17 protein-coding genes are annotated in these 17,691 nt (G+C 70.9%); 12 read left to right on the top strand and 5 right to left on the bottom strand.

Annotation, left to right across the window (positions count from 1 at the left end):
• Nucleotides 1-110: 110 nt before the first annotated feature.
• The 3 genes from OG453_RS14845 (at nucleotide 111) to OG453_RS14855 (ending at nucleotide 3,167) form a co-directional block, all read left to right on the top strand.
• Nucleotides 111-1,835 carry a lytic transglycosylase domain-containing protein gene (locus OG453_RS14845; RefSeq protein WP_266868122.1) on the top strand — a complete coding sequence of 575 codons (1,725 nt, stop codon included), beginning with the start codon at nucleotides 111-113 and terminating at the stop codon, nucleotides 1,833-1,835.
• A 185-nt stretch (nucleotides 1,836-2,020) separates the two neighbouring features.
• The gene (locus tag OG453_RS14850) at nucleotides 2,021-2,155 is read left to right on the top strand and encodes an SPW_0924 family protein (RefSeq protein WP_107099098.1); all 135 of its coding nucleotides are present in this window, start codon (nucleotides 2,021-2,023) and stop codon (nucleotides 2,153-2,155) included.
• 19 nt (nucleotides 2,156-2,174) lie between these two features.
• Nucleotides 2,175-3,167, top strand: coding sequence for a DUF3068 domain-containing protein (locus OG453_RS14855; RefSeq protein WP_266868123.1), 993 nt, complete (start codon nucleotides 2,175-2,177; stop codon nucleotides 3,165-3,167).
• Here OG453_RS14855 and OG453_RS14860 read toward each other — a convergent pair.
• Nucleotides 3,157-5,880 carry an ATP-dependent RNA helicase gene (locus OG453_RS14860; protein ID WP_266868124.1) on the bottom strand — a complete coding sequence of 908 codons (2,724 nt, stop codon included), beginning with the start codon at nucleotides 5,878-5,880 and terminating at the stop codon, nucleotides 3,157-3,159. The genes OG453_RS14855 and OG453_RS14860 overlap by 11 nt on opposite strands.
• Nucleotides 5,881-5,917: 37 nt before the next feature.
• On the opposite strand from OG453_RS14860, the gene OG453_RS14865 reads away from it, so the two are divergent.
• Nucleotides 5,918-6,433: a GNAT family N-acetyltransferase gene (locus tag OG453_RS14865; protein ID WP_266868125.1), complete on the top strand. Its 516-nt coding sequence runs from the start codon at nucleotides 5,918-5,920 to the stop codon at nucleotides 6,431-6,433.
• 49 nt (nucleotides 6,434-6,482) lie between these two features.
• Here OG453_RS14865 and OG453_RS14870 read toward each other — a convergent pair whose 3' ends face one another.
• Complete coding sequence (locus tag OG453_RS14870; RefSeq protein WP_266868126.1) at nucleotides 6,483-7,313, bottom strand: class I SAM-dependent methyltransferase; 831 nt, start codon at nucleotides 7,311-7,313, stop codon at nucleotides 6,483-6,485.
• Between the two features lie 388 nt (nucleotides 7,314-7,701).
• On the opposite strand from OG453_RS14870, the gene rpsA reads away from it, so the two are divergent.
• Entirely contained in the window at nucleotides 7,702-9,216 is a 1,515-nt protein-coding gene (rpsA, locus tag OG453_RS14875; protein WP_135336207.1) for a 30S ribosomal protein S1, read from the top strand.
• Between the two features lie 181 nt (nucleotides 9,217-9,397).
• Here the strand turns inward: rpsA and OG453_RS14880 are convergent, their stop codons facing one another.
• Complete coding sequence (locus OG453_RS14880) at nucleotides 9,398-10,369, bottom strand: right-handed parallel beta-helix repeat-containing protein (RefSeq protein WP_266868127.1); 972 nt, start codon at nucleotides 10,367-10,369, stop codon at nucleotides 9,398-9,400.
• Between the two features lie 250 nt (nucleotides 10,370-10,619).
• Here OG453_RS14880 and OG453_RS14885 point away from each other — a divergent pair, with 250 nt between their 5' ends.
• From OG453_RS14885 to OG453_RS14905, 5 genes are all read left to right on the top strand, one after another.
• Nucleotides 10,620-12,227 carry an FAD-dependent oxidoreductase gene (locus tag OG453_RS14885; protein ID WP_266868128.1) on the top strand — a complete coding sequence of 536 codons (1,608 nt, stop codon included), beginning with the start codon at nucleotides 10,620-10,622 and terminating at the stop codon, nucleotides 12,225-12,227.
• Between the two features lie 132 nt (nucleotides 12,228-12,359).
• Nucleotides 12,360-13,298 carry a PAC2 family protein gene (locus tag OG453_RS14890; RefSeq protein ID WP_266868129.1) on the top strand — a complete coding sequence of 313 codons (939 nt, stop codon included), beginning with the start codon at nucleotides 12,360-12,362 and terminating at the stop codon, nucleotides 13,296-13,298.
• A gap of 23 nt (nucleotides 13,299-13,321) precedes the next feature.
• Nucleotides 13,322-13,924: a dephospho-CoA kinase gene (coaE, locus tag OG453_RS14895; protein WP_266868130.1), complete on the top strand. Its 603-nt coding sequence runs from the start codon at nucleotides 13,322-13,324 to the stop codon at nucleotides 13,922-13,924.
• 13 nt (nucleotides 13,925-13,937) lie between these two features.
• The gene (locus OG453_RS14900; protein ID WP_266868131.1) at nucleotides 13,938-14,321 is read left to right on the top strand and encodes a DUF3592 domain-containing protein; all 384 of its coding nucleotides are present in this window, start codon (nucleotides 13,938-13,940) and stop codon (nucleotides 14,319-14,321) included.
• A gap of 110 nt (nucleotides 14,322-14,431) precedes the next feature.
• Nucleotides 14,432-14,836 carry a tetratricopeptide repeat protein gene (locus OG453_RS14905; protein WP_266868132.1) on the top strand — a complete coding sequence of 135 codons (405 nt, stop codon included), beginning with the start codon at nucleotides 14,432-14,434 and terminating at the stop codon, nucleotides 14,834-14,836.
• Here OG453_RS14905 and OG453_RS14910 read toward each other — a convergent pair.
• On the bottom strand, nucleotides 14,833-15,105 hold the full coding sequence (locus OG453_RS14910) for a DUF6343 family protein (RefSeq protein ID WP_266869865.1): 273 nt from the start codon (nucleotides 15,103-15,105) through the stop codon (nucleotides 14,833-14,835). The genes OG453_RS14905 and OG453_RS14910 overlap by 4 nt on opposite strands.
• Before the next feature lie 261 nt (nucleotides 15,106-15,366).
• Here OG453_RS14910 and OG453_RS14915 point away from each other — a divergent pair, with 261 nt between their 5' ends.
• Both OG453_RS14915 and OG453_RS14920 read left to right on the top strand, forming a co-directional pair.
• Nucleotides 15,367-16,269, top strand: coding sequence for an acyltransferase domain-containing protein (locus tag OG453_RS14915; RefSeq protein ID WP_266869866.1), 903 nt, complete (start codon nucleotides 15,367-15,369; stop codon nucleotides 16,267-16,269).
• 70 nt (nucleotides 16,270-16,339) lie between these two features.
• Nucleotides 16,340-17,047 carry a bifunctional 2-polyprenyl-6-hydroxyphenol methylase/3-demethylubiquinol 3-O-methyltransferase UbiG gene (locus tag OG453_RS14920; protein ID WP_266869867.1) on the top strand — a complete coding sequence of 236 codons (708 nt, stop codon included), beginning with the start codon at nucleotides 16,340-16,342 and terminating at the stop codon, nucleotides 17,045-17,047.
• Nucleotides 17,048-17,158: 111 nt separating this feature from the next.
• Here OG453_RS14920 and OG453_RS14925 read toward each other — a convergent pair whose 3' ends face one another.
• Nucleotides 17,159-17,587, bottom strand: coding sequence for an RNA-binding S4 domain-containing protein (locus OG453_RS14925; RefSeq protein ID WP_266868133.1), 429 nt, complete (start codon nucleotides 17,585-17,587; stop codon nucleotides 17,159-17,161).
• Nucleotides 17,588-17,691 lie beyond the last annotated feature (104 nt).

The raw sequence follows: 17,691 nt of genomic DNA on the forward strand, positions 1-17,691 counted from the left end.
GCCGGAAGTTGTCGTAGTGTCGCCTGGGTCGGCCCGCAGGGGAACATGAGCGCGAGAGTGCGGGTGGCGGCAGGCAGACGCAGAGTCGTCCAGGGGAGGGGTCCACAGTCATGGCGGCGGTATTCGGCAGGCGGTTGCGCAGGGGAGCGGTGACCACCGCGGTGGCCGCGGCGGCGGTGGCGGCACTCGCCGCGTCCCAGGCCCCGGGCGTGACGGACGTCCCGCGCGACGAGCGGGCGGGAGCATCCGGCGCCACGCCGCCACCCGAGGACTCCGCGACCGGCAACTCGCCCTACTACACGGACCTGCCGCCTCTGAACACCCCGGTCCCGCCGACCGGGGCGCCCACCGGCGGCGACTCGGACGCCGCGGTGGCGGGCGGCATCCCGGCCACGGTCCTGGACGCGTACAAGAAGGCCGAGTCCTCGCTCGCCGCCTCCAAGCCGGGCTGCAACCTCCCCTGGCAGCTGCTCGCGGCGATAGGCAAGGTCGAGTCGGGCCAGGCCCGCGGCGGCCGCGTCGACGCCAACGGCACGACGCTCAAACCGATCCTCGGCCCGGTCCTCAACGGCAACGGCTTCGCGAAGATCACCGACACCGACAACGGCGCGTACGACAGCGACTCCACGCACGACCGTGCGGTCGGCCCCATGCAGTTCATCCCGTCGACGTGGGACACCTGGGCGCAGGACGGCAACGGCGACGGCAAGAAGAACCCGAACAACATCTATGACGCCGCGCTCGCCGCGGGCCACTACCTCTGCGCGAGCGACCGCGATCTGTCCGACGAGTCCGGCGGCGGCGCCCTGCACAAGGCGATCCTGAGCTACAACCACTCGACGGAGTACCTGACCACCGTCCTGACGTGGCTGGAGTACTACCGCAAGGGCACCCACGAGATCCCCGACGGCACGGGCGTCCTGCCGGACGACCGCAGCGACGGCGGCAGGCCGAGCATCACCCCGAGCCCGGCGCCCGGCGGCTCCGGTTCGCCCTCGCCGAAGCCGAGCAAGCCCAGCAAGCCGGGTACGGACAAGCCCGGTTCGGGCAACCCGTCCGAGCCCGGCAGCGGCGGAAGCACCGGCCCGACCACGCCGCCGACCGGCGGCGGCTCCGAGAGCCCGGACCCCACCCCCTCGCCCACCGACCGGGTCTCGCGCCTGGAGGACGCCGGCACCGGCAAGCTCTCCGCGACGGCGGGCGACGCCTTCGCCGGACGCGTCGTGGTGCGTACGGAGTCCGCTTCGGGATCCGCCGTGGCCAAGGCCAAGGTGAAGTTCGCGATCGTCGGCGACACGGACGCCCGCTTCGACGGCGGCACGACGAGCGCCACGGTCACCACGAGCGCCACCGGAAAGGCCACCGCCCCGGTGATGAAGGCCGGGGAGAAGAGCGGCGAGTTCATCGTGCGGGCCACGGTCGTCGGCCGCTCGCTGCCCGGCCTCGACTACACGGCGACGGTCACCGCGCGCCAGGCCGACGCCCTGGTCAGGACCGACGACAAGGCGCTGACCTGCGCGCCGGGCGCGGAGTTCGCCGACCAGGTGGAGGTCAAGGCGACGTACAAGGGGGCGGCCGCAGACCGCGTCGCGGCCACCGCGACCATGGTCAAGTCGGCGACCGACGCCACGGCCAACGACAAGGGCCCCTACTTCAAGGACGCGGACGGCAAGCCGGTCCGCACGCTCAAGGCCCTGAAGACGGACGCCGACGGTGTGCTCAAGCTTCCGAAGATGTACGCGGACGACACGGCGGGCACCTACCTCCTGCGCATCACCACCGCGGGCGGCGCGACGCTCACGGTCGAACTGAAGGTGGCGGCCCCGGCGGCCTAGCCGCACCGCACGTCTCCCGAGCAACGCCCCTGCGCCCGCACGGCGCAGGGGCGTTCCTGTGTGTGCAACGTGTTCTCATCTCGCCGCCGCGTTGCTACGGTGCCCCAGCCCTGACGCCCTGTCAGTTCATGGTCGGTGCGTCCGGGTGTCGGTGTCATCAGCGTCCCCGCCTCGGGAGGATCCGCATGCGCGCTCTCATCGCCGCCGCGACCGGTCTTGCCGTCGCCTTCGCCCTGGTCCTGACGATCACGGCGATCGGAGCCCCGCCCGGCGAGACCTCACCGGAGCCGCTCCTCACCACCGTCCCCAAGCACCCATAACGTAGGGAGGGCCGCCGCGATGCGCCGCAAGGCCAGCCTGATCCTGCTCGCCTTCGCCGTCTTCTTCACGGCGATGTCCCCGCTCATGCGCTGGTACGCCTTCCCGCGCCTCGCCAAGATCCCGCCGAACCAGTACCAGGAGGCCGTCCTCGAGGCGCAGAACCCGACCCTCATCGACTACGGCTCCATGACGGCCAAGAAGATCGACAAGGTCACCATCGTGCAGACCCTCAAGGGCAACGTGGAGGCCTCGGAGAACGTCGAGAAGAGCGCCGACCGCGACGTGGTCGTCTGGGACGCCCTCTCCTACGTCCAGGACGCCGACGGCAAGATGGTCTCCAAGATCCCCGAGCGCTACATCTTCGACGCGCACAGCCAGGAACCGGTCAACGCCAAGGGCGAGATGGTCGACGGCGACCCGGTCAAGCGACAGGGCATCGAGTTCAAGTGGCCCTTCCTGACCGAGAAGCGGGACTACGAGTACTTCGACGCGCAGGCCCGCATCACCAGGCCCATCCACTACAAGGGCACCCAGAAGTTCCGCGGCGTCGACGTCTACTACTTCGAGCAGACCATCCCCTGGACCAAGGTCCCCTTCCCCAAGACGATGCCGGTCAAGGGCGTCACCGCGGAGTCGCTCGCCAAGACCGGCACCACCCGCTGGTACACCACGGTCCGCAAGTTCTGGGTCGAGCCGACCACCGGGGCGCCCGTCTACGGCGAGGAGATCCAGCGCAACGAACTGCGCGGCGGCACGCTCCTTGGCGACCGCGACAAGCTCACCGTGTTCTCGGGTCACGTGAAGATGCGCGAGGACTACATCCAGAACACCGTCGACCTGGTCAAGTCCCAGCGCGTCCTGGTCCTCCTCATGACGTCCTATCTCCCCTGGGGCTTCCTGGGCCTCGGCCTGCTCCTGCTTGCGCTCTCCCTCTGGCTGGAGGCCCGCAGCCGAAGGCCGGGCGAGCCCGAGCCCGCGGCGGCCCCCGAACCGGAACCCGTCAACGCCTGAGCCGCGCCTTGGTGAACCGCGTGGCCTCGGCCCCCACCGGATCCTCCGGCCACGGATGCTTCGGATACCGCCCGCGCAGCTCCGCCCGCACCGCCCGGTAGCCGTCCCGCCAGAAGGACGCGAGATCGGCGGTGACGGCCGCGGGGCGACCGGCGGGGGACAGCAGATGGACGACGACGGGTACGGAGCCGTCCGCGATGCGCGGCGTCTCGGCGAGGCCGAACATCTCCTGCAACTTCACGGCGAGGACGGGCTGTTCGGGGTCGGCGTAGTCGATCCGGATCCTGGACCCGCTCGGCACCTTCACCCGCTCCGGGGCGAGCGCGTCCAGGCGGGTCGCCTCACCGGTCGCCCACGGCAGGAGCCGGCCCAGGGCCTGCCCCGCGTCGATGCGGCCCAGATCGGAGCGGCGCCGCGCCTTGGAGAGCTCGGGCTCCAGCCACTCGTCCACGCGCGCGTGGAGGGCGTTTTCCGATACGTCGGGCCAGGGCGCCCCGAGGTGCCGATGCAGAAAGTCGAGCCGCTGCCGCAGCTCCCGCGCACCCCGCGACCAGTTCAGGAGCCCGGTCCCTTCCTCCCGCAGCCCGGCCAGGATCCCTTCCCGTACGAGACGGGGGTCGGGGCTCTTCATCGGCCGCACCGCCAACTCGACCGCCCCGAGGCGCTCCACGTGCCGGGTGACGAGGTCGCCGCCGGCCCAGGCGACTTCGTCCGCGTCGGAGTACAGGGGGGCGGCCGCCTCGCGCGCGACGTCCTCGTCGACATGTCCGCCGAGCAGCACGCGCGCGTGCCCGGCACCTACGGGCCGATCGGCCACGGCCACGGAGATCCACTCGGCCCCGCTCAACGCGGACCCGGCCCGGAGCTCACCCCGGGTCCCGCCGACCATGAGATACGTCCCGTCCCCCACCCGGCGGGCCACCCGCTCGGGAAACGCGAGCGCGGCAACGAGCCCGGCGGCCCGCTCATCGCCTCCGGCACCACCCTTCTCCCACCCGCCCGCCCGTCTCCCGGCATCTGAGCTTGATCCCCCCTGCGCCTCCCGCGCCGCCGGCCTGCCACTGCCCCCGGCGTCCCCGGCGCCGCGCTTCTCCCGCCCACCCGCCCGTTGCTCGGTGCTGGGAGGGCTCGATGCAGGGTTATGGGTGGGTGGGCGGGAAAGATCCCGCGCCGGAGGCGCGGGTGCTGAGGCGTCGCCCGAGGATGGCCCCGCCGCCGCGGTGAGCCGCCGGGTTTCGGTGCGCCAGCGGGCGGCGTACCCGTCCCCGCCCCGGCGGGCCCCGCGCCACGCCGCCGCGAGGTCGTCCCCGTACTCACGGGGCGGCTCCTCGCTCAGGAGGGCCACCACCTCCGCCGCCCGCCGAGTGCCGACGACCGGCGCGGCGTCGAGCAGGGCGCGGGCCAGCCGGGGGTGCAGGCCCACCCGGGCCAGCCGAGTCCCCCGCTCCGTCACACGCCCCGTGCCCGCGTCCACCGCCCCGATCGCCGTCAGAACACCCCGCGCCGCCGCCATCGCACCGCCCGGCGGAGCGTCGAGCAGGGCGAGCCCGGAGGCGTCCGGATCGCCCCAGCAGGCCGCCTGCAGGGCGAACGCCGTCAGGTCGGCCACCTTGATCTCGGGCGAGGGAAAGCGCGGCAGACGCCCGTCTTCCGCCTCCGCCCAGCACCGGTAGACGGCCCCAGGAGCCTCACGCCCCGCGCGCCCCGCCCGCTGCCGGCCCGCCGCCTGCGAAGCCCGTACCGTCGCCAGCGCGCTCAGCCCCCGCGCGTGGTCCACCCGCGGCTCACGCGCGAGCCCCGAGTCGACGACGACCCGCACCCCCGGCACCGTCAGGGACGACTCGGCCACCGACGTCGCGAGGACGACCCTGCGCGCACCGCCCGCCGAGCCCGCGAGCACCGCGTCCTGCACGGCCGCCGGCGCCCGCCCGTGCACCTGAAGAACCTCGGCGGGCGCGTCCCCCAGCTGCCCCGCCACCCGCGCGATCTCACCGACCCCGGGCAGGAAACACAGCACGTCCCCGTCCCGCTCGGCCAGCGCACGCCGTACCGTCGCCGCCACATGCGTAAGGAGCGCAGGGTCCACCCGCATCCCGTGCGGCGGCCGCACCGGCCGCGCGGGCGGCGCCCAGACGACATCCACCGGATGGGAGACCCCTTCGGCCTCGACCACCGGCGCGTCCCCGAGCAGCCGCGCCCACCCCTGCGCGTCCGTCGTCGCCGACGCCGCCACCAGACGCAGCTCGGGCCGCAGCGCAGCCCGCACGTCGACCAGGAACGCCGCCACGGTGTCCGCGTCCAGATGCCGCTCATGGCACTCGTCGATGACGACCAGGTCGACACCGGCCAGCTCCTGGTCCCGCTGCAGCCGCTGCAACAGCACACCGGTCGTGACGACCTCCACGCGCGTGTGCCGCCCCACGACGCGCTCACCGCGCACCGTGTAGCCGACGCTCCCGCCGACCTTCTCGCCGAGCAGCCACGCCATCCGCCGCGCGGCCGCCCGCGCCGCGATGCGCCGGGGCTCGGCGACCACCACACGACGTACCGGCGCGTCCCCGACGAGCCCCGCGAGCACCAGCGGCACCAGCGTCGTCTTGCCGGTGCCGGGCGGCGCACACAGCACGGCGACACCCCGGTCGTCGAGGGCGCCGCGCAGAGCGGGCAGGGCATCACGTACGGGAAGGCGCTGAAGTTCGTCGGTACGGATCACGCCCCCAGTCTCCCAAGTACGCGGATACGGTGATCCCATGCCCGAACCCCTGCGGATCACCGGCGACGGACTCGTGCTGCGCGAGTGGACGAGCGACGACCTGCCGATCATGGCCGAACTCTTCGACGACCCGGCCGTCGCCCACCGCACCCCGCTCGTCTCGCCCTTCGACGAGGCCGCGGCCCGCGACTACCTCCAGGCGATCCGCGAGAGCGAGGGCAAGCGCATCAACCTCGCCATCACCACCGACGGCCTGCGGCCCCTGGGCGAGATCCTGCTCAGCCTCACGCGCTGCACCATCGGTTACGCGGTCGGGGCCGCCCACCGTGGACAGGGCCTGGCCCCGCGCGCCACCCGGCTCCTCACGGAGTACGCCCACACGACGCTCGGCCTGCCGCGCGTCCTGCTGCAGATAGAACCGGACAACGGCCCGAGCGTCGCCGTCGCCGACCGCCTCGGCTTCCGCCTCACCGACGAGGAGCCGGAGCATGTGACGGGCAAGGGCGGCCGCGTCTACACCCTGCTGACCTGGGCCCACGAGACCGACGGCTAGGCGGTATCTACGTAGACACTGCCTACATGGGCAGTGTCTACGTAGGCAGTCAGTCCCGTACGCAGACGAAGATCGCCGTCCCCGGGATGAGATTCCCGCGCAGCGGGGACCAGCCGCCCCACTCCTGGGTGTTCCACGCGGGCCACTCCGGCTCCACCAGGTCGACCAGGCGGAAGCCGCCGGCCACCACGTCCCGCACCCGGTCGCCGACCGTCCGGTGGTGCTCCACGTAGACGGCGCTTCCCTTCTCGTCCTGCTCTACATAAGGAGTGCGGTCGAAATAGGAGGCCGCCACGGAGAGACCCTCCGGGCCCGGCTCGTCGGGGAAGGCCCAGCGCATCGGGTGCGTCACCGAGAACACGAACCGGCCGCCGGGCCGCAGCACCCGGTGCACGTCCTTGAGGACCCGCACCGGATCGGCGACGAAGGGCAGCGCTCCGTAGGCGGAGCACGCCAGGTCGAAGCTGCCGTCGGCGAACGGCAGCGCCCCCGCGTCCGCCTCCACCAGCGGCACCCCGCCGCCGATCCGCAGCGCGTGCTGCAGCTGGCGGTGCGAGAGGTCGAGGGCGACCGGGCGGGCGCCCTGCGCGGCGAGCCAGCGCGAGCACTGCGCCGCGCCCGCGCCGATCTCCAGGACGTCCTTGCCCTTCAGATCTTCCGGCGGGCCGAGCAGCTCGGCCTCCACCTCGTCGAGCCCCTCGGGACCCCACACGAAACGGTCGTCCCCCAGGAAGGTGCCGTGCTCGATCTGGTACTCGTCCGCGTTCCTGTCCCACCAGCCGCGATTGGCGCGACTGCTCTCCGTGACGTCGGCGTCACGCCGGGTGGCTTCCGGTTCGGGCGTCTCGGGCAGCTCGGACTCTTGGATGATCGGCTCCATCGTCGTACTCTTCCGTCTGACTTGTCGCGGCTCGGTGCAGCGGGACGTGCCCCCCTATGCGTCGCGGCAGGGCGCGCTGCGGCCCGTGTGGCCTCATGCGACAGCATTTGTGCCGGGATTGCGGCGATCCGCCCCGGGTGTGCGCCTTCGCGCATTGACCCTGTCCGGCTGCCCCCGTATGCTACAAGTTGCGCTGCGAGCCTGCGCTCCTCAGACATAGCAGGCTGCGCTCGCGTCTGTTGTAAACCCCTCGGTTGTCGAGGCGCCTTCCGTTTCTCCGGAAACCTGGATTGGGCGCTTCCAAGGCTGTCCGGCTTCTTCAGAGCGAAATCGGCTCCGGCGCTAGCAGTACCTACGACTCTCTGTCCGTACCGGAGCCCTTACCCACATGACGAGCAGCACCGAGACCACCGCCACCACCCCGCAGGTAGCGGTCAACGACATCGGTAACGAGGAAGCCTTCCTCGCCGCGATCGACGAGACGATCAAGTACTTCAACGACGGCGACATCGTCGACGGCGTCATCGTGAAGGTCGACCGGGACGAGGTCCTGCTCGACATCGGTTACAAGACCGAAGGCGTCATCCCGAGCCGCGAGCTCTCCATCAAGCACGACGTCGACCCGAACGAGGTCGTCGCGGTTGGTGACGAGATCGAGGCCCTGGTTCTCCAGAAGGAGGACAAGGAAGGCCGTCTGATCCTGTCCAAGAAGCGCGCTCAGTACGAGCGTGCCTGGGGCACGATCGAGAAGATCAAGGAAGAAGACGGCATCGTCACCGGTACCGTCATCGAGGTCGTCAAGGGTGGTCTCATCCTCGACATCGGCCTCCGTGGCTTCCTTCCGGCCTCCCTCGTCGAGATGCGCCGCGTCCGCGACCTCCAGCCCTACGTGGGCAAGGAGCTCGAGGCCAAGATCATCGAGCTGGACAAGAACCGCAACAACGTGGTCCTGTCCCGCCGTGCCTGGCTCGAGCAGACCCAGAGCGAGGTCCGTCAGACCTTCCTCACGACCCTGCAGAAGGGTCAGGTCCGCTCCGGCGTCGTTTCCTCGATCGTCAACTTCGGTGCGTTCGTGGACCTCGGCGGCGTCGACGGTCTCGTGCACGTCTCCGAGCTCTCCTGGAAGCACATCGACCACCCCTCCGAGGTTGTCGAGGTCGGCCAGGAAGTCACCGTCGAGGTTCTCGACGTGGACATGGACCGCGAGCGCGTGTCCCTGTCGCTCAAGGCGACGCAGGAAGACCCGTGGCAGCAGTTCGCCCGCACGCACCAGATCGGGCAGGTCGTTCCCGGTAAGGTCACCAAGCTCGTTCCGTTCGGTGCGTTCGTGCGCGTCGACGAGGGCATCGAGGGTCTGGTCCACATCTCCGAGCTGGCCGAGCGCCACGTGGAGATCCCGGAGCAGGTCGTCCAGGTCAACGACGAGATCTTCGTCAAGGTCATCGACATCGACCTCGAGCGTCGCCGGATCTCGCTGAGCCTCAAGCAGGCCAACGAGTCCTTCGGTGCCGACCCGTCGGCCGTCGAGTTCGACCCGACCCTGTACGGCATGGCCGCGTCCTACGACGACCAGGGCAACTACATCTACCCCGAGGGCTTCGACCCCGAGACCAACGACTGGCTCGAGGGCTTCGAGACCCAGCGCGAGGCTTGGGAGGGCCAGTACGCCGAGGCGCAGCAGCGCTTCGAGCAGCACCAGGCCCAGGTCATCAAGTCCCGCGAGGCGGACGCCCAGGCCGAGGCCGAGGGCGCTGCCGCTCCGGCTTCCGCCGGTGCGCCGGCTGCCGGTGGCAGCAGCAGCGGTGGTTCGTACTCCTCGGAGTCGGACGACACCTCTGGTGCGCTGGCCTCGGACGAGGCGCTTGCCGCGCTTCGCGAGAAGCTTGCCGGTGGTCAGAGCTGAGGCTCGCCCCTAGGCGGTAGTAGCTGAACACCGCGGGCCCGCACCTCTTCGGAGGTGCGGGCCCGCGGTGCGTTCGCGCTTCGGGCCCCCGGTCGTGTGTCGTCTGCGGGTCGTGGGGGCTTGTCGCGCAGTTCCCCGCGCCCCTTCGGGGCGCACCTGAGGGCGTCGGTCAGGGATCTGCTTACGGCGTCACCTTGATGTTCGTCAGGCCCTTGCCGCCCGTCACCGTGTTGCTCGCGTACACCGTCGTCTTGCAGTTGTCGCTGTAGTTCGTCACGTTGATCGCCATTTGTTTGTCGCCCGTCGAGCCGGTCAGGTCCGACTTGTTGGCGCGGAAGACCGTGCCGCAGCCCCAGCCGGACTGCTGTGCGTGGGTCTCGTAGCCGTTGTTCGTGGTGTTCTTGCCGGTGTTGTTCTCGATGACGTAGTCGTTGCCCTTCACGTCGATCCACGAGTCGTCGTAGTTGTTGCCGGTCAGGCCCTTGCCGTCGAACGTGTTGCCGGAGACCTTGCCGCCCGTCGTGCCTTCCTTGAGGTCGATCGCCTCGCCGCCGACGTCCGGGCCGATCGTGTTGCCGAGGATCTGTACGTTGTCGCTCTTGTCGGAGAGCGTGTTGGCGCTGCCTACGTAGACGCCCTCGCCCATGCCTCTGTCGTCGTTCCCGGTGTCGTAGATCCGCGAGTTCTTGATGACGCCGTCGCTGCTCGACTTCCGGAAGTGGACGCCCTCCATGTCGAGGCCGTGGACCGTGACCGTGTCGACCACGACGCCCTGGGCGGAGTCGATCATGATGCCCTTCTGGCCGCCGGTGACGGTGATGCCCCGCACCGTCCAGTGCGAGGCGCCGTCCAGGTGCAGGCCGTAGCCGCCGCCCGCGGTGAGCACCGCCTTGGAGGAGCCGGTCAGCGTGATGCGGGAGCCCGAGCTCGCGGCCGTGCTCGTCTTGAAGTTTCCGGAGTACGTTCCGTCGGCGAGGTGGATCGTGTCGCCCGGGGACGCTTCGGTGAGCGCGGACTTGAGCTCGGCGGCCGTGGTGACCTCGATGACCTCGGCGGCTCCCTGGGCGGGCGACGCCGTGGCCACGACGGCCAGGCCTCCGGTGGCGGCCGTCGCGGCGAGCGCGGAGAGGAGCAGGGTGCGTCGGGTGCGCATGTGGGGGTGACCTCTCTGTTCGTGTGGCTTCTGTTCGTGTGGCTGTTCTTCTACATGAACTTTGGACGTGATTCTGAACGTACGGGTGGGGCATGTCCGCGTCAAGGTCTGGACTGAGGCGGGCGGGCGAGGGGGTGGGTGCGAAGTGCGCGAGGAGAGAAATGTGGTGGATACACGAGTAACTCCCGTGCTGTAACAGGCCGTTGCCAGGATCCCTGCGTCCAGCGAGATCGACAGGGGAGCCGAAGCCATGGCACAGACCCAGCCGGGGACCGGTACGAGCCGTCGCGCCTTCCTGCGCGATGTCGGCATCACGGGCGGCGCGGGCGCGATGCTCGCCACCATGGGCGCGCTCGGGATGGCGCCCACCGCGCAGGCGGCACAGCGCGAAAAGCCCTTCCGGGCGCCGAGCGCGGGCGACTTCACGCTGCAGGGACGCGCGGCCGCGAAAGTCGTCGTCGTGGGTGGCGGCATCGCCGGTCTCGCCAGCGCCTATGAACTCGGCAAGGCGGGCTACCGCTGCACGGTCCTGGAGGCCAGAGACCGCGCCGGCGGCCGCAACTACACGGTGCGCGGCGGCGATTCGACCGTCGATCTGTACGGCAACCGGCAGACCGCGAGGTTCGGCGAGGGCCAGTACATGAACGCGGGACCCGGGCGGATCCCGCAGTGGATGGTCACGCTCGACTACTGCCGTGAACTCGGCGTACCCCTGGAGGTGTTCACGAATACGAACGCCGACGCCTATATCTTCAACGAGTCGGCAGGCATGTCCGCGCCGATGCGCTACCGCACCGCCAAGGCCGATGTGTACGGCTACGTCTCCGAGTTGCTCGCCAAGGCCACCGACAAGAGCGCGCTCGACAAGGAGCTCACCACCGCCGATCAGGACCGACTCACCGAGTTCCTCAAGGACTTCGGTGAACTCGGCGCCAAGATGACGTACGAGGGCGGCGACCGGCGCGGCTACCGGACGGTCCCGGCCGCCACCGGCACCCCGGGAGTGCCGCTCGGTGATGTCCCCTCCGCCTCCGAGGTGTTCGCGAGCGGAGTGGGGCGCTACTTCTCCTTCGAGTTCGGCTTCGACCAGGCGATGCTGATGTTCCAGCCGGTCGGCGGCATGGACCGGATACCCGAAGCGCTGACTCGGGCGATCGGCGCGCACAAGGTGCGTATGGGCGCGGCCGTCACCCGCATCACCGACAAGGGGCACGGGGTCACCGTCACGTACACCCAGGGCGGCAGGACCAGGTCCATCGATGCCGACTTCTGCATCGGCGCGCTGCCGCCCAACATCCTCGCCAAGGTCCCGCACAACCTCGGCTCCGGCGTCCAGCGGGCCCTGGAGGCGATCACCCCGCAGTCCGCGGGGAAGATCGGCCTGGAGTACCGCTCGCGCTGGTGGGAGCTCGACCACAAGATCTATGGCGGCATCACCGAGACCGACCTGGACGTGAGCCACATCTGGCATCCATCGCACGGCTTCCATGGAGAGCGGGGTCTGCTGGCCGGCTACTACAACTACGACAAGGACGCCGACACGTACGCCGCACTCACCCCCAAGGAACGCGAGAAGCGGGCCGTCGCGGCGGGAGTGAAGATCTACGGAGAGAAGTACCGCACCGAACTCGACTCGTCCTTCTCGCACCACTGGCGCCAGACGCCGTACCTGGAGGCGGCCTGGCACGACACCCCCGGCGGGCCCGACGACCCGCGCTACAAGCCGCTCAACGAGCCGACGGGGCGCGTCTACTTCGCCGGTGACTGGCTGAGCCGCACCGACGCCTGGCAGCACGGCGCGTTCACCTCGGCACGCCGGGCGATCGGCAAGCTCCACGCGCGCGTGCTGGCCGCCTAGGTGCGCGCGTGCCGGCCGGCCAGATGTACGTGACGTAAGAAGCCGCTGTGAAGGGGCGCGGGAGGGAATGCCCGTGCCCCGGCGGGCGTTCTGCTGTACGAGTCACGATGCAGAGGGCGAGGAGCGGTCACAGTGCTTGATCCGCAGGGTTTGTACGCATGGGAGCCGAAGGGCCTCGACGTGGTCGACATGGCGCTCGCCCAGGAATCGGCCGGACTTGTCATGCTCTACCACTTCGACGGATACATCGACGCGGGCGAGACCGGCGACCAGATCGTCGAGCGTCTCGTGGACAGCCTGCCGGGCCAGGTGGTGGCGCGCTTCGACCACGACCGGCTCGTCGACTACCGCGCGCGGCGCCCGCTGCTCACCTTCAAGCGTGAGCGCTGGACCGACTACGAGGTGCCCACGCTCGACGTGCGGCTTCTCCAGGACGCCACCGGCGCGCCCTTCCTGCTGCTCTCCGGGCCCGAACCGGACGTCGAGTGGGAGCGCTTCGCGGCGGCCGTCGGGCAGATCGTCGAGCGCCTCGGCGTACGCCTCTCGGTGGACTTCCACGGCATCCCCATGGGCGTGCCGCACACCCGGCCCGTGGGCCTGACCCCGCACGGCAACCGCACCGACCTGGTGCCGGGGCACCGCAGCCCCTTCGACGAGGCGCAGGTGCCGGGCAGCGCGGCGGCGCTCGTCGAGTACCGACTCCTGGAGGCGGGGCACGACGTGCTCGGTGTCGCCGCGCACGTTCCGCACTACATCGCGCGCTCCGCGTACCCGGACGCGGCCCTCACGGTCCTGGAGGCGATCACCGCGGCGACCGGCCTGGTGCTTCCCGGCATCGCGCACGGCCTGCGCACCGAGGCGCACCGCACCCAGACCGAGATCGACCGGCAGATCCAGGAGGGCGACGAGGAACTGGTCGCCCTGGTCCAGGGGCTTGAGCACCAGTACGACGCGGCGGCGGGCGCCCAGGACCGGGGCAACATGCTCGCGGAGCCCGTGGACATCCCGTCGGCCGACGAGATCGGCCAGGAATTCGAACGCTTTCTCGCCGAGCGGGAGGGCGACGTCTGACGCCACCGCTTAAGCTGCCGGTCATGCTGAAGGTGGGCCTGACCGGCGGTATCGGCGCCGGCAAGAGTGAAGTCTCGCGGTTGCTCGTCGCGTCCGGAGCGGTGCTGATCGACGCCGACAAGATCGCCCGCGAGGTGGTGGAACCGGGAACTCCGGGTCTGGCGGCGGTCGTTGAAGCCTTCGGCCGGGAGATTCTCGCGCCGGACGGCACCCTCGACCGCCCGAAGCTGGGCGGGATCGTCTTCGCCGACGCCCAGAAGCTGGCCGTACTGAACTCGATCGTGCACCCCCTGGTCGGCGCCCGCTCCGCCGACCTCGAGGCGTCCGCCGCCGAGGACGCGGTGGTCGTCCACGACGTGCCGCTGCTCGCGGAGAACGGCCTGGCGCCGCTGTACGACCTCGTGGTCGTCGTCGACGCGAGCCCCGAGACGCAGCTTGACCGTCTGGTGCGGCTGCGCGGCATGCGCGAGGAGGACGCCCGCGCGCGGATGGCCGCCCAGGCGACGCGCGAGAAGCGACGGGAGATCGCCGACGTCGTCATCGACAACGACGGCCCCCTGGAGGGCCTCGCAGAGCGCGTCGCCGCCGTATGGGCGGACCTCGCGCGGCGGGCCCAGGCAGCCTAGAAGGGGCGGGTCAGTGGTCGTACTGGCGGTGGTCACCGCTCTGGGCGGCCTGGTCGCGCTGCTTGCCGGCGCCTACGGCCTGTGGCGCACCCGGCACATCACCGCTTCGGGCGAGGTGACGCAGGCCCTGGTCAAGGCGGTGCAGCCGGGAGCCGAGCGGCCGCTGCTGCAGTTCGAGACGGGGGACGGGCGGGTCGTCGAGATGGTGTCGCCGGTGCCGCGCAGCCGGAAGCGGCCGCTGGTCGCGGGTGACCGGGTGCGGATCGCGTACGACAGCGACGATCCCCGCGAGGCCGTGCTGCTCGGGCATGAGCGCAGGGGCATCGACCGGGGCTTTGTGGCGGCGGGTTCGGCGATCTTGGTTCTGGGGCTGGTGCTGGTGGCCGTGGCGCTGTGAAGCTCTGCCTTGAAAGGGCGGAGCTCTGCGGTTCGGGACCCGTGTGAATCGGCGGAATAGGCGTCGGCGTGGCGGGCGTTGACACAGTGGAGCGAGGGAAGGAGTCACGCGTGCCCGAAATCACCCCGGAGACCCATGTCATCGACTTCCGTGCGGCGGAGCAGCTCCTTGCCGCGCGCGATCCCCGAGGCGCGGTGAAGCTGCTCGACACGGTCATCGCGGCCCACCCCGAGAACACGGCGGCCCGGCTGCTGAGGGCCCGCGCCTTCTTCGCCGCCGCCCAACTGCGCGCCGCCGAGCTGGAGTTCAGCATCGTCCTGGAGCGTGAGCCGGACAACGCGTTCGCCCACTTCGCGCTCGCCCGCACCTATGAGCGCGCCGCGAGGCCGGACCAGGCCCGGCGGCACTTCCGCCTCGCCGCGGCGCTCGACCCGCAGCCGGAGTATCTGGCGGCGGCCCGCTTCGACGGCGGCGAGAGCAGCGGTGAGAACAGCGCCGGGAGCAGTGGCGGCTAGCCGGTTCTCGGCGGCTCGTACGGCGGGATGTCGCGGCCCGGCTGGTAGTGCGGCCCCTGGTGGATGCGGTGCACCACCACCGCCATGTCGACGGTGACGACCAGCAACAGCACGCCGCACGCCGCCGCCCACTGCGGGCGTCCCACGAGCGCGAAGACGACGGTGCCGAAGACCGCCCAGACCAGGCCCCATACGCTGAACCAGAAACGCATCCGCAGCGGACTGCGCGCGGTCAACGGCTCACTGCCTGTACGCATCATGAGGGTCATCTCCACCCTCTCTCCACCTGCTTCTCCACCCTCCAGGATCCACCCGTGGGTGGTGGTCCGGAAGGGCCGGAGGCGGCAAGATCGTAGATGTGCCGCCGACGCCGTCGCGTCGCCGGCGTCGCCGAGCGGGGGTAAGGCTGTGCCGGCTGTAACGGGGGTAAGGCTGTGCTGGACGTACTGAGGGACCGGGCGAGGACGGACGAGAGCCTCGCGTCGTGGCTGAAGGATCTCGATGGCGCGGGCGCGCCGCGGGCGGGCGCGGTGCTCCCGGACGCCGACGACCTGCCGGAGGTCCTGCTCGACCTGGCCGTCGGGCACGAGGACATCAACGGCCTGGTCGCGCTGCGCGGGCGGCTCATCGAGGATCCCGACGCGCGATGGCTGCTCGACCGCTGTGTCGAGGCACTCGTACGGGACATGGGAAAGCCCGGATCGGGGCCACGGATCCCGGCGCTGCCCCAGGAGTTGGGGGAGCTCGGACGCTGCTTCTTCGTGTTCGTGTTTGTGGCGGCGCTGCCCCGGGTCCGCGCCTATCACCGCGACCGCGGCATCCCCGACGACATCTCGCGCCGCACCCTCGCCGACCTCGGCCGGCATCTGGCGGTGCACCGCAGGGCGCACGGCGGGCGCGGCCTCAAGGCGCCGGGATGGCTCGGCCTGCATTTCCGGGGCGAGCTCTACCAGTTGGGCCGCCTGCAGTTCGAGCGTGCCGTTCTCGGTACGCGCATGGGAGAGGCGGCCGCCGCCGCGGGGCACTCGGCGGGCCCGGGCGATCCCTGTCTGGACGTCCATATAGCCGACTTCCGGGGGCCGTTGACGCCGGAGGCATGCGACCGGTCGCTGGCGCTTGCGCGGGAGTTCTTCGCGCGCCACTTCCCGGAGGAACGGTATGAGACAGCTGTCTGCCACTCCTGGCTGCTCGACCCACAGCTGAAGAGATATCTGCCCGCGGAGTCGAACATCGTCCGCTTCCAGGAGCGATTCCATGCGGCGCGGGGTCATGAGGAGGAGCCGGACGACGACGGCCCCATAGCCTTCGTCTTCGGCGACCGGGGCCTGCCCGTGGCCGAACTGCCGCGCCGGACCAGCGTGGAGAGGGCCGTGGGTGACCATCTGCGGGCGGGAGGTCATTGGTACGGCGGGCATGGCTGGTTCCCGCTGTAGCCGGTGCGACAGGAGCATGAGGGGGGAACGGGCCTGCGGGACGCTTCGTTGACGGGTCATGACTGCTGAGATGCGTGAGGGACACGAGGGAACGGGACCCGGAGCGATCACGCCGGACGGCTGCGCAGTGGACCTGTACACCCGCCTGGCCGTCGGGGACGAGCCGGACGTCATCGAGGCCGCGGTGCCGGCCGGGGCGCACATTCTGGAACTGGGCAGCGGGGCGGGGCGGGTGACCCGGCCGCTGATCGAGCGGGGCTTCCGGGTGACGGCGGTGGACGAGTCGGCCGAGATGCTGGAGAAGGTCGAGGCGCTCGCCCGGACCGAAGGGCCCGGCGGTGTGGTCCGCACGGTGCGCAGCGCGATCGAGTCGCTCGACCTGGACGAGAAGTTCGACGTGGTGATGCTCGGCTCGTTCCTCGTGCACGAAGGCGACCTGGCGGTGCGGGACGGCATGCTGGAGACGTGCCGGAAGCATGTGGCGGACGACGGCTGCGTCCTGATCCAGCGGGAGGGCATGGACTACCACACGAACCTGCCGCGGGAGCGGGTCGACCCGGGCGGCTACACCGTACGGATCGTGTCGGCGGACCCGGTGGGCGACGGAGTGAACAGGGTGCGCGCGGAGTACATCTTCCCGGACGCCCAGTGGACCCAGACGTTCCTCGCCCGCCCCATGACGAAGGAACAGTTCGAGGAGGCGCTGGCGGAGGCGGGCCTGAAGGTGGACAAGTACCTGACGGAGGACGGGATCTGGGTGCGGGCGGTTGCGGGGTAGTCGGGTGTGCCCCGTAAGGGGCGCGGGGCTGTGACATATGCGGCTCCGCCGCGTGGGCGCGACCAGCCCCCACCGGCCCGCGGGTTCATCACCGCACTACCCGCGGAGCGCTCAGCCCTCCAGGCCCCGCAGCCGCTCCATGTCGCGGCGGTCGCGCTTCGTGGGGCGGCCCGTGCCCCGGTCGCGTACGCCGGCGGGGGCGACCGCCTCGCGGGGCGGCGGGGGAGGGCTGTTGTCGACGTAGCACTCGACGGCGACCGGCGGGCCGACGCGTTTGCGGATGACGCGCTTGACCACGACGACGTGCTCCCGGCCGCCCGCATGGCGCAGCCGCACCTCGTCGCCCACGCGTACGCCGTAAGCGGGCTTCACGCGCTCGCCGTTGACCCGTACATGGCCGCCCTTGCAGGCCGCCGCGCCCATCGAGCGGGTCTTGACCAGGCGTACGGACCAGATCCAGGCGTCGACGCGCACGGAACCCTCGCCCGCGCCCGCCGCGCCGCCGTTGCCCTTGCCGCCGCTCGAAGTCTCCGAAGCCATGCCCCGACTTTAGACCCTGTCCGGCGGACGGGACCGGGACAACGGCCGGGCAACGGGCGGGCAAGGGCCAGGGCGGCAGCAGGGCCGCATCGCCGTGCGCACGG

Source organism: Streptomyces sp. NBC_01381, from assembly GCF_026340305.1.
Lineage (GTDB): Bacteria > Actinomycetota > Actinomycetes > Streptomycetales > Streptomycetaceae > Streptomyces.